General features: G+C 63.2%; 19 protein-coding genes and 1 tRNA gene. 16 read left to right on the forward strand and 4 right to left on the reverse strand.

Annotation, left to right across the window (positions count from 1 at the left end; all coding sequences use genetic code 11):
* The first annotated feature begins 34 nt into the window (after positions 1-34).
* From C380_RS07480 to moaD, 5 genes are all read left to right on the forward strand, one after another.
* Positions 35-328: a hypothetical protein gene (locus C380_RS07480; RefSeq protein WP_015013256.1), complete on the forward strand. Its 294-nt coding sequence runs from the start codon at positions 35-37 to the stop codon at positions 326-328.
* Between the two features lie 39 nt (positions 329-367).
* Positions 368-1,798, forward strand: a complete 1,431-nt coding sequence (gene thrC / locus C380_RS07485) for a threonine synthase (protein ID WP_015013257.1) — start codon at positions 368-370, stop codon at positions 1,796-1,798.
* A gap of 159 nt (positions 1,799-1,957) precedes the next feature.
* Positions 1,958-2,527, forward strand: coding sequence for a molybdopterin-guanine dinucleotide biosynthesis protein B (gene mobB, locus C380_RS07490; RefSeq protein ID WP_015013258.1), 570 nt, complete (start codon positions 1,958-1,960; stop codon positions 2,525-2,527).
* Complete coding sequence (glp, locus tag C380_RS07495) at positions 2,512-3,765, forward strand: gephyrin-like molybdotransferase Glp (protein ID WP_043565253.1); 1,254 nt, start codon at positions 2,512-2,514, stop codon at positions 3,763-3,765. The genes mobB and glp overlap by 16 nt, the downstream gene beginning before the upstream one ends.
* Positions 3,762-4,013, forward strand: coding sequence for a molybdopterin converting factor subunit 1 (gene moaD, locus C380_RS07500; protein WP_015013260.1), 252 nt, complete (start codon positions 3,762-3,764; stop codon positions 4,011-4,013). Before glp ends, moaD begins: the two co-directional genes overlap by 4 nt.
* On the opposite strand, the gene dapA is transcribed toward moaD, so the two are convergent.
* From dapA to C380_RS07515, 3 genes are all read right to left on the reverse strand, one after another.
* On the reverse strand, positions 4,000-4,887 hold the full coding sequence (dapA, locus tag C380_RS07505) for a 4-hydroxy-tetrahydrodipicolinate synthase (RefSeq protein ID WP_015013261.1): 888 nt from the start codon (positions 4,885-4,887) through the stop codon (positions 4,000-4,002). The genes moaD and dapA overlap by 14 nt on opposite strands.
* A 262-nt stretch (positions 4,888-5,149) precedes the next feature.
* Complete coding sequence (locus C380_RS07510; protein ID WP_015013262.1) at positions 5,150-5,509, reverse strand: hypothetical protein; 360 nt, start codon at positions 5,507-5,509, stop codon at positions 5,150-5,152.
* Between the two features lie 4 nt (positions 5,510-5,513).
* The gene (locus tag C380_RS07515; protein WP_015013263.1) at positions 5,514-5,768 is read right to left on the reverse strand and encodes a hypothetical protein; all 255 of its coding nucleotides are present in this window, start codon (positions 5,766-5,768) and stop codon (positions 5,514-5,516) included.
* An 87-nt stretch (positions 5,769-5,855) separates the two neighbouring features.
* Between C380_RS07515 and C380_RS07520 the strand changes: the two genes are divergently transcribed.
* Complete coding sequence (locus C380_RS07520) at positions 5,856-6,086, forward strand: hypothetical protein (protein ID WP_015013264.1); 231 nt, start codon at positions 5,856-5,858, stop codon at positions 6,084-6,086.
* Between the two features lie 46 nt (positions 6,087-6,132).
* Positions 6,133-6,609, forward strand: a complete 477-nt coding sequence (locus C380_RS07525; RefSeq protein WP_015013265.1) for a molybdenum cofactor biosynthesis protein MoaE — start codon at positions 6,133-6,135, stop codon at positions 6,607-6,609.
* Between the two features lie 89 nt (positions 6,610-6,698).
* Here C380_RS07525 and C380_RS07530 read toward each other — a convergent pair whose 3' ends face one another.
* Positions 6,699-6,965: a hypothetical protein gene (locus C380_RS07530; protein ID WP_051022510.1), complete on the reverse strand. Its 267-nt coding sequence runs from the start codon at positions 6,963-6,965 to the stop codon at positions 6,699-6,701.
* Positions 6,966-7,356: 391 nt separating this feature from the next.
* Between C380_RS07530 and rpsO the strand changes: the two genes are divergently transcribed.
* From rpsO to C380_RS07575, 9 genes are all read left to right on the forward strand, one after another.
* Positions 7,357-7,623 (forward strand): 30S ribosomal protein S15, encoded by a 267-nt coding sequence (gene rpsO, locus C380_RS07535; RefSeq protein ID WP_005793232.1) that lies wholly within the window; start codon positions 7,357-7,359, stop codon positions 7,621-7,623.
* Between the two features lie 207 nt (positions 7,624-7,830).
* Entirely contained in the window at positions 7,831-10,074 is a 2,244-nt protein-coding gene (pnp, locus tag C380_RS07540) for a polyribonucleotide nucleotidyltransferase (RefSeq protein ID WP_015013267.1), read from the forward strand.
* A gap of 95 nt (positions 10,075-10,169) precedes the next feature.
* Positions 10,170-11,156, forward strand: coding sequence for an NAD(P)H-quinone oxidoreductase (locus C380_RS07545; protein ID WP_015013268.1), 987 nt, complete (start codon positions 10,170-10,172; stop codon positions 11,154-11,156).
* 2 nt (positions 11,157-11,158) lie between these two features.
* Positions 11,159-11,908, forward strand: coding sequence for a triose-phosphate isomerase (gene tpiA / locus C380_RS07550; RefSeq protein ID WP_015013269.1), 750 nt, complete (start codon positions 11,159-11,161; stop codon positions 11,906-11,908).
* Positions 11,909-11,950: 42 nt separating this feature from the next.
* Positions 11,951-12,316: a preprotein translocase subunit SecG gene (gene secG / locus C380_RS07555; protein WP_015013270.1), complete on the forward strand. Its 366-nt coding sequence runs from the start codon at positions 11,951-11,953 to the stop codon at positions 12,314-12,316.
* A 115-nt stretch (positions 12,317-12,431) separates the two neighbouring features.
* Positions 12,432-12,516 (forward strand) — tRNA-Leu (locus C380_RS07560).
* Positions 12,517-12,589: 73 nt separating this feature from the next.
* Positions 12,590-12,949 carry an NADH-quinone oxidoreductase subunit A gene (locus C380_RS07565; protein WP_015013271.1) on the forward strand — a complete coding sequence of 120 codons (360 nt, stop codon included), beginning with the start codon at positions 12,590-12,592 and terminating at the stop codon, positions 12,947-12,949.
* Between the two features lie 24 nt (positions 12,950-12,973).
* Complete coding sequence (locus C380_RS07570; protein WP_007849129.1) at positions 12,974-13,453, forward strand: NADH-quinone oxidoreductase subunit B family protein; 480 nt, start codon at positions 12,974-12,976, stop codon at positions 13,451-13,453.
* 10 nt (positions 13,454-13,463) lie between these two features.
* Positions 13,464-14,072, forward strand: a complete 609-nt coding sequence (locus C380_RS07575) for an NADH-quinone oxidoreductase subunit C (RefSeq protein WP_015013272.1) — start codon at positions 13,464-13,466, stop codon at positions 14,070-14,072.
* The last annotated feature ends 8 nt before the right edge of the window (positions 14,073-14,080 follow it).

The raw sequence follows: 14,080 nt of genomic DNA on the forward strand, positions 1-14,080 counted from the left end.
GATGGACCACGCCGCGCCATGATGCCGCCCCGCCATGCCCACGCTGGTTGCCGCTCTCACGCTGTCGGCGCTGCTCAAGATGGCGCATGTCGATCTGCCGCGCTGGCATCTGGCGTTCTGGTTTGGCCTGCTGGTCGCACTGGCCCTGCAGGCCATCCTCAACGGGGCGGGCAGCTTTCTGGCCGCGTGGCTCTACTTTGTGCTGCTGGAGCGCACCGACAACCGCCAGGACCGTGCACTGCACTGGCTCATCCTGATCGGCGGGTTCTTCCTGCTGATCGCCTCGCGTCTCTACATTGACATCCGTGTGTACGGCATCAGCTTTTAGCCAGTTCACCCCATTCACCGATACCGACGGGAACCCCTCATGAAGTACCTCAGCACCCGCGGCCATGCAGACCGCAAGCAGTTTTGCGACATCCTCCTCGAAGGCCTGGCGCCCGATGGCGGCCTGTACCTGCCCGAGCACTACCCGCAGGTGGATGACGCCATGCTCACGCGCCTGCGCAAGGCCTACCACGAGCAAGGCTATGCAGAGCTGGCGTTCCAGATCCTGTCGCTCTACATCGACGACATCCCCGCTGCCGACCTGAAGGCCCTGTGCGCCAAGACGTACACCGCTGAAGTGTTCGGCACGGGCGAGATCGTGCCCCTGCGCCACCTGGAAAACAGCCTGTGGCTCGAAGCCCTGTCCAACGGCCCCACACTGGCCTTCAAGGACATGGCCATGCAGTTGCTGGGCAACCTGTTCGAGTACGAATTGGGCCGCCGTGGCGAGCAGCTCAACATCCTGGGCGCCACCAGCGGCGACACCGGCAGCGCGGCCGAATACGCCATGCGCGGCAAGGCGGGTGTGCGTGTGTTCATGACCAGCCCGCACGGTCGCATGAGCGCTTTCCAGCAGGCGCAAATGTTCAGCCTGCAGGACGAGAACATCCACAACATCGCCATCGAGGGCGTGTTCGACGACTGCCAGGACATCGTCAAGGCCGTCTCCAACGACCACGCCTTCAAGCACAAGTACAAGATCGGCACGGTCAACTCCATCAACTGGGCGCGCCTGCTGGCGCAGGTGGTGTACTACTTTGCGGGCTATATCCAGGCCACCGAGACCAACGACCAGAAGGTCAGCTTCACGGTGCCCAGCGGCAACTTCGGCAACGTGTGCGCAGGCCATGTGGCGCGCATGATGGGCCTGCCCATTGCCAAGCTGGTGGTGGCCACCAACGAGAACGATGTGCTCGACGAGTTCTTCCGCACCGGCGTGTACCGCGTGCGTGGCAGCGCGGACACGCACGAAACGTCGAGCCCGTCCATGGACATCAGCAAGGCCAGCAACTTCGAGCGCTTTGTGTTCGACCTGCTGGGCCGCGACGGCGCGCGCACCAAGGCGTTGTTTGGCGATGCCCTGTCCAAGGACGGGCGGTTTGATCTGAGCCAGGATCCGTGCTTTGCCGATGCTGCTGCCAAGTACGGCTTTGAAAGCGGCAAGAGCACCCATGCCGACCGCCTGGCCACCATCCGCGACAACTACCAGCGCCATGGAGTAACCATCGACACCCACACCGCCGACGGGGTGAAGGTGGCCCTGGAGCACCATCAGGACCCCAACGTGCCGATGATCGTGCTGGAGACGGCGCTGCCCATCAAGTTTGCCGAGACCATCGTCGAAGCTCTGGGCCATGCGCCCGAGCGGCCAGCCAAGTTTGCCGGCATCGAAGACTTGCCCAAGCGGGTGCAGGTGATGCCCGCCGATGTGGATCTGGTCAAGGCCTACATCGAGCGCCATTGCGCTTGAATCGGGTGGGGTGACGGCTCAGCCCGGGCATTCCGGCCGCAGGTGCCAGTAGGCGCTTTGCAGGTCGGGATGGCCCGGTTTTGTGATCAAAATCGCCCCAAGCGATAGTCAGATATGCGCTGCAAGCTATAAATAGCATAGCTAATCAAGGAGCAGTGGATGAAGGTTGTCGGTTTTGCCGGGTTCTCCGGCAGTGGCAAGACCACGCTGGTCGAGCAGTTGATCCCCGCACTGCGGCTGCGGGGGCTGCGCGTATCGGTGGTCAAGCATGCCCACCACAGTTTTGATGTGGACCACCCGGGCAAGGACACCTACCGCCACCGTGAGGCGGGGGCTTTCGAGGTGGTTGCCGCATCGGACAAGCGCCTGATGCTGGTGCGCGAGTTCGAGCAGCCCGCCACGCTCAGCGTGCACCACTTGCTGGCCGAGCTGTACCAGGGCGTGGACTGGGTGCTGGTGGAAGGCTTCAAGGATAGCGACCTGCTCAAGATCGAGGTCTGGCGCGCGCCCGAGCCCGGGCAACTGGCCAAACCCGTGCGCTACCCGGAAGATGACTTTGTGGTGGCCGTGGCCACCGATGCGCCCGAGAGCCTGCCGGTGCCCACTCAACTGCCGCTGTTGGACCTCAACGCTCCCGACCAGGTGGTGGACTGGCTCATCCAGTACGAACACCGCTTTGAATACAACTGGGAACTGCACGGGGGGCTGCTGCCATGCGCCCCGCAATGAAGCCCCTCAAGCCGCTGGACGAGGCGCTGGCGGATCTGTTGGCGCAAGCCCAGCCGCTGCCTGGCACCGACACGGTCACCACCTTTGACGCCGACGGCCGCGTGCTGGCGCAGAGCTGCGTGTCGGCCTTGCAAGTGCCCCCGCAGGACAACAGCTCGATGGACGGCTATGCCGTGCGTTGCGCTGATGTGGCGGCGGCCGGTGTGGTGTTGCCCGTGTCGCAGCGCATTCCTGCGGGCAGTGCGGGCGACCCGCTGCTGCCTGGCACGGCGGCGCGCATCTTCACCGGCGCGCCGGTGCCTGCAGGCGCCGATGCCATCCTGATGCAGGAGGACTGCGAGGCCCTGGCGGCGGCCGATGGCCTGGGTTCGGTGCGGATCAACGCTGTGCCCCAAGCGCGTCAGTGGATTCGCAGTGCGGGCGAGGACATCACCCGGGGTGCGGTGGTGCTGCCAGCGGGCACGCGCCTCACTCCGGCCGAACTGGGGCTGGCGGCCAGCATTGGCCTGCACCAGCTGCAGGTGGCGCGCCGTCCGCGCGTGGCACTGTTCTCCACGGGCGATGAACTGGTCATGCCCGGCGAGGTGCCGCCCGAGCAGATGCGCCCCGGCGCCATCTACAACAGCAACCGCTTTTTCCTGCGCGCCATGCTGCTGCGCCTGGGCTGCGAGGTCACCGACTTTGGCATCGTGCCCGACCGGCGCGACGCCACCATCGACGCCCTGCGCCAGGCCAGCAGCGCACACGACCTGATCCTGACCAGCGGCGGCGTGAGCGTGGGAGAGGAAGACCACATCAAGCCGGCTGTAGAGACTCTGGGCACGCTGGACCTGTGGCAGATCGCCATGAAGCCCGGCAAGCCGTTTGCCTACGGCCAGATCCAGCGAGAAGGCGGTGCCGCCCACTTCATGGGGCTGCCCGGCAACCCGGTGTCGAGCTTTCTCACCTTTGCGCTGCTGGTGCGGCCCTTTGTGCTGCGGCTGCAGGGCGTGCAGGACGTGGCGCCGCAAGCCGTAGCGGTCCGTGCCGATTTCACATGGCCCAAGGCCGACAAACGCCGCGAGTTTCTGCGCGTGCGGCTCAACGCGGCGGGCGGGCTGGACCTGTTCAGCAACCAGAGTTCGGGCGTGCTGACCTCGGCGGCCTGGGGCGACGGCGTGGTGGACAACCCGGCGGGCCAGACGATTGCGCCGGGCGACACCGTGCAATTCATCGCGTTTTCGGAGTTGCTGGGATGAAGATCACTGTGCGCTACTTCGCATCGATCCGCGAAGCCATTGGGCAAGGCAGTGAGGCGGTCGAAACCGCCGCCACCACGCTGGGCGCCTTGCGCGACGAACTCATCGCACGCGGCGGTGCCCACGCCAGCAGCCTGGCGCGGGGCCGCGCCGTGCGCATGGCGCTCAACCAGACCTTGAGCGACGAGTCCGCCACCCTGGCCGACGGGGCCGAGGTGGCTTTCTTCCCCCCGGTTACCGGGGGCTGAGCCCGGGCAGGGCCTGCAGCCGCTGCTCCAGCGCGGCGGAGGCCGCTGTCATCGGTGCGCGCAGTTCATTGCGCATCCAGCCCGCGTGGGCCAGCACGGCCTTCAGTGGCGCCGGGTTGGGTTCTGCAAAGCACGCCTCCACCCAGGGCAGCAAGGCCTGCCACACCCGGCGGGCCTCCGGCAGGTCACCCGCGCGCAGCAACTCCATCAAGGCCACAAAACGCGGAGCCTGCCAGTGCGCGCTGGCGGCAATGGCGCCGTGGCCGCCCAGGGCCAGGGTGGTGAACATTTGCGCATCTTCGCCCGCCAGCACGGCCAGGCGCCCGTCTGCGATCAGTGTCTGGGTCTTGGCTGCATTGCCGCCGCAGTCCTTGATGGCGCGGATGCGTGGGTGTTCGGCCAGTGCCAGCAGGGTGTCGGTGGCCAGCGTGGCGCCCGTGCGGTAGGGGATGTCGTAGATGAACAGCGGCGCGGCGCTAGCGTCGGCGAGGGTGCGGAACCACAGCAGCAACCCGTCTTGCGACGGGCGGATGTAGTGCGGTGCCGGTACCAGCAGGCCGGCCAAGGGGTACTGCGCCAGGGTCTGCACCCATTCCTGCGTCTGGCCCAGGTGGTAGCCCGACAGGCCCATCACCACGGGCAGGCCTTGTGAGGCGTCGAGCACCGTCTCCAGCACGGCCAACTGCTCCGCCTTGTCGAGCGCTGCGGCTTCGCCGGTGGACCCGCAGGCCACAAAACCCGCAATGCCCTGGCCGGCCAGCTTCTTTGTCATACGGGCGAGGGAGGGGTGGTCCACAGCGCCGTCATGGAACGGGGTGACCAGGGGAATCCAGAGACCCTGGAATGGGGTGGGGGAGGCAGAGACTGCAGGCATGCGAAGCGTCCTTTCAAGGTTCGACCAAGGGAAGAACCGTCACAGGTGCGCGAGTCGCCAGGAGCCAAAAAAGGGAGATTTTTGCCAACAGGTTCCGTCGCTCATCCGGGACGGAACCACACAGCTCCGGTCAGATGAGCTGGGGTTTTTTGGCTTTGACCACGCACTGCAACGCCACCGCAGGTGCGGCGGCCATGGCAAAGAGTGCGTACGTGGGCATGTGCGCAGTATAGCCAGGCCTTTGCAAGGGGCCATGGACGCATCAACGTGAGGGCAGTCCCGGCGGCGCATCGTCCACCGGCGTGGGTGGAGGGGCTTGCAGCAACGGGCATTGCCATACCAGTAGCTCAGCCAGCCGGGTGACGATCCACGTTGCCTCGGGCACCGACACGCCAGATTCCGCCGTGCACAGCCCGGCATGAATGCGCTGCAGGATCTCGGTCTCTGACGGCGCCTGCACGTGGTACAGCGTCTGTGCGTGCTCCACCAGGTGGCCCGCCAGGTCTTCGCACAGCTCGTAGCGGGTGCGCACGGCGTCCGCCTTTTCGGTCAGGCGACCCCGTGCGTCGGTGTACACCGCCATGAAGGACGGGGGCACGTGGATCTGGTTGTCGTCGTCCATGGGCTCAGTCGGGGGTAAAAAGCCGCTCGAACTTGGCCTGGTCGGATGCCAGCTCGAAAGTCACGACCTGGCCCATTTTCATGTCCGACAGGCGGCACGCGCCGAACAGCGTGGTTTTGCCCGCCAGTTCCATCACATCGAGGTCAATGATGGCGTAAGGGTGGGGCACGAAGACCTGGTGCTCGAACACATCGCGGACGGCATTGCGCGGGGATGGATAGAGCTTGTAGAGGTCGGTCTCAATCGTTTGTGTGGCCATGGGCGGGGGAGGGCTAGAAGATCGCGCACCCGATCGCATGCGGGTACAGTGCGGGCGAATCGTACAGACAATTGTTTTTACCAAGTTATGGCACGCAACAAAAGTGAATGGCCCGCCAAGGTACTGGCGCTGGTCCGGGGCGGCAACCTGCCCGCCGCCGTCGCACAGATCAAGGTGGCGCCCAGCGTGGGCGACATCACGCGCCTGCAAGCATTGCTGGCCCAGTTGCCCTCGTCGCCCGCACTGGTGCAGCTGAACAAGGTGGTGGAAGAGGAGCGCGCCTTGCTGGCTGCGCCACGGCTGCATCGCTCGCCTTGATGCGCCTTTCTGGCCGAACTTCATCGCCCCGCTGAGAGCTATTGCCATGACCTTGCCCCGTGTTTCCATCCAGACCGAGGACTTTGACCTGTCCGTTGAAATCGCCACCCTGCGCCGCGAGAACAAGGGGGTGGGTGCTGTGTGCAGCTTTGTGGGCACCGTGCGTGACCGCAACGATGGCGACCCGGTGTCGTCCATGGAGCTGGAGCACTATCCCGGCATGACCGAAAAATCCATCGAAGCCATGGTGGACGAGGCCTTTCGGCGCTTCGATATTTTTGGTGCCCGCGTGATTCACCGTGTGGGGCTGCTGCAGCCGCTCGACCAGATCGTGCTGGTGGCGGTGACCAGCGCGCACCGGGGGCAGAGTTTTCAGGCCTGCGAGTTTTTGATGGACTACCTCAAGACCCAGGCGCCTTTCTGGAAAAAGGAACAAACCCCCCAGGGCGCTCGCTGGGTGGATGCCCGGGTGAGTGACGACGCTGCGCTCGCGCGCTGGGGCATCACGGCGGCCAACGCCTGAACCAGCAGCGGCCGGTGCGCAGCGCCTGCGCCGTGCCAGGGCGTCTCAGCGATGCGGTGAGCCTGTGTCTTTGTAGGGGGTACGTGGGGTCAGGGTTTGCTGGTGTATCCCAGGCAGGCACCTGCATTGGCGCGACCCTTGCATTCCCGGTACAGCCGGCGGTCACGGTCCGAGCGGCTTTCCTCGGATGAGCTTCGCTCCTGTTTCACCTTGGTGGACTTCTTTTTCTTGCTCGCTTCGCCATGGGCGCCTTGGGTCGCGTTCTTGGTCGTGGCGTGGCTTGCCCCGGAATGCAGCCCGAAGCACAGGGCCAGCATGCACAAAAGCAGGGGAGCGGTCGTCTTGTGCAGTGCCACGTGGGTCGAGGGGTGTGGAGCCGGGGTGGGTGGCATGTTGAATCGTCCGGGAGTGAAGTGTTGAAATTCCGGGGCTTGGCTGATCCACGAGTGATCTTAAGGGTGGCTTGGGCTGGAATGCGCCGGGGTGGCCCTATGTCACCGGCGCCGGAGCTGCGGCGTATCCTCGGCGCTACACAGGCGGTCCAAGGCGGCAACAGGCCTTTGGTTCAGATCGGGTGACACCGGCCTGGGCGTGTGCCGAGAGACCGGCCAGAGGTGAATTCAGGGCCTCGGGTTATAATCCGTGAGTTTTGCATGGTGCAAGACGCACGCCTGCGGCCGTTCCAGCTGCTGGCGCAAGTAAAAACCATGGTCTTCCGTCTGCGGCAGGCCACATTCAAGGAAAAACATGATCGCATCCTCCATCAAGGCTGAAGTCGTCAAGGCGAACGCCCGTGCTGCCAACGACACTGGTAGCCCAGAAGTGCAAGTGGCCCTGCTGACCGCTCGCATCAACGAACTGACCCCTCACTTCAAGACGCACGCCAAGGACCACCATGGTCGTCGTGGCCTGCTGCGCATGGTGAGCCGTCGTCGCAAGCTGCTGGACTACCTGAAGGCCAAGGACGCTGACCGTTACACCGCGCTGATCGCCAAGTTGGGTCTGCGCAAGTAATTTTCATTGCATGCCAAAACGCCTGGGTTAGTCCGCTAGCTCAGGCGTTTTTTACTTCGGAGCCGCAAAACAGAGCGAAGCTGTGTCATTCCAATGAAGTTGTTGCCGCTGCATTGTGCAGCACTTCCCTGGAATGGCATCGTGTTCTGAATTGCTCTCCAAGCCAATCTGGTAGGGCACTACCAGCTATTAAAACAGGAGCTGAACATGAGCATTTTCAACAAAGTCACCAAGACCTTCCAGTGGGGCGACAAGACCGTCATCATGGAAACGGGCGAGATCGCCCGCCAGGCCTCCGGCGCCGTGCTGGTGAACATTGACGACACCGTGGTGCTGGCCACTGTGGTGGCTTCCAAGTCCGCCAAGCCCGGTCAGGACTTTTTCCCGCTGACGGTGGACTACATCGAGAAGACGTATGCCGCTGGCAAGATCCCCGGCAGCTTTTTCAAGCGCGAAGCCAAGCCCAGCGAACACGAAACCCTGACCAGCCGCCTGATCGACCGTCCGATCCGCCCGCTGTTCCCTGAAGGTTTCTTCAATGAAGTGCATGTGGTGGTCCACACGATCTCGTTGAACCCCGAAGTGGATGCTGACATTGCAGCCCTGATTGCCACCAGCGCAGCCCTGGCCATCTCTGGTATCCCGTTCAACGGCCCCATCGGTGCCGCCCGCGTGGGTTACATCAACGGCGAATACGTGCTGAACCCCGGCCAGACTGCGCGCAAGAACTCGCAGATGGACTTGGTGGTGGCGGGCACTGAAGCTGCTGTGCTGATGGTGGAGTCCGAAGCCCAGCAACTGTCCGAAGAAATCATGCTGGGCGCCGTGGTGTTCGGTCACGAGCAAGGCAACGTGGCCATCAACGCCATCCACGAACTGGTGCGCGACGCGGGCAAGCCCGTGTGGCAATGGGAAGCGCCTGCCAAGGACGAAGCCTTGATCGCCAAAGTGGTGGCTCTGGCTGACGACAAGCTGCGCGCTGCCTACCAGATCCGCAACAAGCAAGCCCGTACCCAAGCCTGCCGTGAAGCCTACGCTGCTGTGATGGCTGGCCTGAAGGCCGATGGCGTGGAGTTCGACTCCGTCAAGGTCGAAGGCATGCTGTTCGACATTGAAGCAGGCATCGTGCGCAGCCAGATCCTGGCGGGCGAACCCCGCATCGACGGCCGCGACACCCGCACCGTGCGCCCCATCGAAATCCGCAACAGCGTGCTGCCCCGTGCCCACGGCTCGGCCCTGTTCACGCGTGGTGAAACCCAGGCGCTGGTGGTGACCACGCTGGGCACCGAGCGCGATGCACAGCGCATCGACGCGCTGGCCGGCGAGTACGAAGACCGCTTCATGATGCACTACAACATGCCTCCCTTCGCCACCGGCGAAGTGGGCCGCATGGGCTCGACCAAGCGCCGCGAAATCGGCCACGGCCGTCTGGCCAAGCGTGCTCTGGTGGCTGTGCTGCCGACCAAGGAAGAATTCCCCTACACCATGCGTGTGGTGTCGGAAATCACCGAGTCCAACGGTTCCTCGTCGATGGCTTCGGTCTGCGGCGGCTGCCTGTCGCTGATGGACGCCGGCGTGCCCATGAAGGCGCACGTGGCGGGTATCGCCATGGGCCTGATCAAGGATGCCAACCGTTTCGCCGTGCTGACCGACATCCTGGGTGATGAAGATCACCTGGGCGACATGGACTTCAAGGTGGCGGGTACCACGGGCGGTATCACGGCCCTGCAGATGGACATCAAGATCCAGGGCATCACCAAGGAAATCATGCAGGTGGCACTGGCCCAGGCCAAGGAAGCGCGCATGCACATCCTGGGCAAGATGCAAGAGGCCATGGGTGAAGCCAAGACCGAAGTGTCGAACTTCGCGCCCAAGCTGTACACCATGAAGATCAACCCCGAGAAGATCCGTGACGTGATCGGCAAGGGCGGCGCCGTGATCCGTGCGCTGACCGAAGAGACCGGCTGCCAGATCAACATAGAGGAAGACGGCACCATCACCATCGCCGCCACCGACGCTGCCAAGGCTGACGAAGCCAAGCGCCGCATCGAGCAGATCACTGCCGAGGTCGAGATCGGCAAGATCTACGAAGGCCCTGTGACCAAGATCCTGGACTTTGGCGCACTGATCAACCTGCTGCCCGGCAAGGACGGTCTGCTGCATATCAGCCAGATCGCCCACGAACGCGTCGAGAAGGTGTCCGACTACCTGACCGAAGGCCAGATCGTGAAGGTCAAGGTCATGGAAACTGACGAAAAGGGCCGCATCAAGCTGTCCATGAAGGTGTTGGCAGATCGTCCCGCGGGCGGCAGCGACCGCCCCGCGCCCGCAGAGCGTGGCGACCGCGAACCCCGCCGCGACCACGGCCGCGATGGTGGACGCCATCCCGCTGAGCAGCAACAGCAGCAGTCCCTGCCTGCAGATGGTGCCTCTGCCCAGGTGAACGGCTAAATTGCTGATGTGCTATTGATTTGGTAGCTGCTAGGGCATGTAAGTCATGCGCTAGCGGCCCAAATCATTCCAATCCATATCCGGTAAACCCCGTTATGCAAGCTGTCGAGATCACATCCTTTGGTGGGCCTGAGGTGCTGCGTCTGGGTGAGCGTCCTGCTCCCGTGGCGGGGGCGGGTGAGCTGCTGATCCGCGTGGCGGCCAGTGGCATCAACCGCCCCGACGTGTTGCAGCGACTGGGCCACTACGCGCCGCCTCCCGGCACCTCGGACCTTCCGGGGCTCGAGGTCGCGGGGGTGGTCGAGTCGGGCGATGCTTCGGCGATGGCAGAGGCGGGCATTCGTGTGGGTGACCGCGTTTGCGCCTTGGTGGCAGGTGGTGGTTATGCCCAGTGGTGCGTCGCACCGGTGGTGCAGTGCCTGCCGGTGCCTGAGGGCTTCAGTGACGTGGAGGCTGCTTCCCTTCCGGAGACGTTCTTTACGGTGTGGAGCAATGTCTTTGACCGTGCGCGTTTGCAAGCGGGGGAAACCTTGCTGGTGCAGGGCGGCACGAGCGGCATTGGCGTGACCGCCATTCAGCTCGCCCGTGCGTTCGGTGCCACCGTGATCGCCACGGCGGGCAGCGATGACAAGTGTGCGGCTTGCCTTTCACTGGGTGCACACCACGCTATCAACTACAAGTCCCAGGACTTTGTGGCCGAGGCGAAGCGAATCACCCAAGCGCGTGGTGTTGACGTGGTGCTCGATATGGTGGCGGGTGACTATGTCGCCCGCGAAGTCGAATGCCTGGCCGAGGATGGCCGGATCGTCATCATCGCCGTGCAAGGGGGCGTGCAGAGTGGCTTCAATGCGGGACTGGTGCTGCGCAAGCGTCTCACCATCACGGGGTCTACATTGCGTCCGCGTCCCGTGGCGTTCAAGGGTGCAATTGCACGCTCGCTGCGCGAGCATGTCTGGCCTTTGCTGGCAGCGGGCAAGGTCCGTCCGGTCATCCATAGCACGTTTGCCGCGGCGGACGCCGCACAAGCCCATGCGCTGATGGAGTCCAACCAGCACATCGGCAAGATTGTTTTGACGTGGTAATCATGAACAACAAGAAAAAACTCATCGCCGGCAACTGGAAGATGAATGGCAGCCTGGCCGCCAACGAGGCTTTGTTGAAGGCCTTGATTGCGGGCACCGCAGAGGTGGCTTGTGATATCGCTGTCGCAGTGCCTTCGCCCTATCTGGCGCAGGTGCAGGCATTGACGGCTGGCACCACCATTGCGGTGGCGGCGCAGGATGTGTCTGCGCACGAGTCGGGTGCCTACACCGGTGAGGTATCGGTGGCCATGCTGAAGGATTTTGGTGTGCGCTATGCGCTGGTGGGGCACTCTGAGCGTCGCCAGTACCATGGTGAAACCGATGCAATCGTGGCGGAGAAAGCCCAGCGCGCACTGGCGGCGGGTGTGACTCCAGTCGTCTGCGTGGGTGAAACTCTGCAAGAGCGTGAAGCGGGCATGACCGAGGCGGTGGTCAAGCGCCAGCTCGCCGCAGTGATCCATCTGAACGGCCATTGCATCAGCGAGATCGTGGTGGCTTACGAACCTGTGTGGGCCATCGGTACGGGTCGCACTGCGTCGCCGGAGCAGGCGCAAGCCGTGCATGCGGTGCTGCGCACCCAGCTGGCGGCTGCGAGCGAGCATGCGGATCGCATCCGCTTGCTGTACGGCGGCAGCATGAACGCAGCCAATGCGGCCCAGCTGCTGGCCCAGCCCGATATCGACGGCGGCCTGGTCGGCGGTGCCTCGTTGAAGGCGCCCGACTTCCTACAAATCATTGCGGCAGCCCGTTGAGGCGGCTGCGAGGCAAACAATTCAATCAGGAGTGAACAGAGAATGAACGTGATCGTGAATGTGATTCTGGCGGTGCAGATGTTGGCGGCCTTGGCCATGATTGGCCTGATCCTGATCCAGCATGGCAAGGGGGCTGACATGGGTGCCGCCTTTGGTAGTGGCAGCTCGGGCAGCCTGTTCGGTGCCAGTGGCAGCGCCAACTTCCTGTCCCGCACGACGGCTGTGCTGGCAGCCGTGTTCTTTGTCTCGACGCTGGCATTGGCCTACTTTGGCAATGCGCGTCCTGCCAGTTCGGGCAGCGTTCTGGAAACGCCTGCGGCTGCCGTGCCCGCCAGCGCACCGGCTTCTGAGGCGCCTGCGGCGCCTGCGACTCCCGCCTCTGGCGCAGCGCAGATCCCGACCAAATAATTGAACTGAATTTCGGCCCTCTGGGCCGAAGCAGGGTTTTTCCGGAGTAGAATTCTGGATTGTCTGGAAAGCCAAAAGCCGCAAGGTTCCTCATGCCATCCAGATGCAAAAATCAGCCGTCGTGGTGAAATTGGTAGACACGCTATCTTGAGGGGGTAGTGGCGAAAGCTGTGCGAGTTCGAGTCTCGCCGACGGCACCAAAACAAAGGCCTGCCTGCATGACCCGGCTTGGGTCCTGACGGGCAAGGCCACAGCGGTGAGCACATCCTCAAGATGAACCTCGATCAGTACCTCCCCGTCCTTTTGTTCATCTTGGTCGGCATCGCCGTAGGCGTTGTCCCCCTTGTACTCGGCTACATACTGGGCCCCAACCGCCCGGATGCCGCAAAGAACTCCCCCTACGAATGTGGCTTTGAAGCCTTCGAGGATGCGCGCATGAAATTCGATGTGCGTTACTACCTCGTGGCCATTCTCTTCATTCTGTTCGACCTGGAAATCGCATTCCTTTTCCCCTGGGCAGTCGCGCTGCACGAGGTGGGTGTTGCTGGTTTCGTCGCGGTCGTCATTTTCCTGGCCATCCTGGTCGTGGGCTTTGCTTACGAGTGGAAAAAGGGTGCCCTGGATTGGGAATGAGCGGACTTCAACAAGGACAATGCAATGATTGAAGGCGTGATGAAGGAAGGCTTCATCACCACGAGTTACGACTCCGTGGTGAACTGGGCCAAGACCGGCTCCCTGTGGCCGATGACGTTTGGTCTGGCCTGCTGTGCTGTCGAGATGATGCACGCGGCAGCGGCCCGGTATGACATCGGCCGTTTTGGTGCGGAAGTGTTCCGTGCCAGCCCTCGTCAGTCCGATCTGATGATCGTGGCAGGCACGCTGTGCAACAAGATGGCCCCGGCTTTGCGCAAGGTCTACGACCAGATGTCCGAGCCCCGTTGGGTTCTGTCGATGGGTTCGTGCGCCAACGGTGGTGGCTACTACCACTACAGCTACTCGGTGGTGCGCGGTTGTGACCGCATTGTGCCCGTAGATGTCTACGTGCCCGGTTGCCCTCCGACGGCAGAAGCTCTGATTTACGGGATCATTCAGTTGCAGCAGAAGATCCGCCGCACCAATACCATTGCTCGCGTCTGAAGGGTTGATGATGACAGCTGTTGCCATTCGGCCTGAGAAGCTCAAGGACAATATCGCTGCGGCTCTGGGTGCCAAAGTGCGTCAGATTTCGGTGGCCCTCGACGAGGTGACCGTGGTGGTCGCTGCTGCCGACTATCTGGACGCCATGCGCCTGCTTCGCGACTCCGAAGGTTGCCGTTTTGAGCAACTGATCGATTTGTGTGGTGTGGACTATTCTGCGTATGGGGATGCTGTCCATGAAGGCGCCCGCTACTGTGTGGTGTCGCACTTGTTGTCGGTCAGCCTCAACCAGCGCGTGCGCGTGAAGGTGTTCTGCCAGGACGATGACTTCCCGGTCGTTCCCTCGGTGGCTGAGTTGTGGAACTCCGCCAATTGGTACGAGCGCGAAGCGTTTGACCTGTTTGGCATCGTTTTCGACGGTCATAACGACCTGCGCCGCATTCTCACGGACTACGGCTTTATCGGGCACCCCTTCCGCAAGGATTTCCCGTTGTCGGGTTATGTCGAAATGCGCTACGACGCCGACCAGCGCCGCGTGGTGTACGAACCCGTGTCCATCGAGCCGCGCGAAATCACGCCGCGCATCATCCGCGAAGACAAGTACGGAGGCCTGCACTGAGCCGCCCC

Source organism: Acidovorax sp. KKS102, from assembly GCF_000302535.1.
GTDB lineage: Bacteria > Pseudomonadota > Gammaproteobacteria > Burkholderiales > Burkholderiaceae_C > Acidovorax.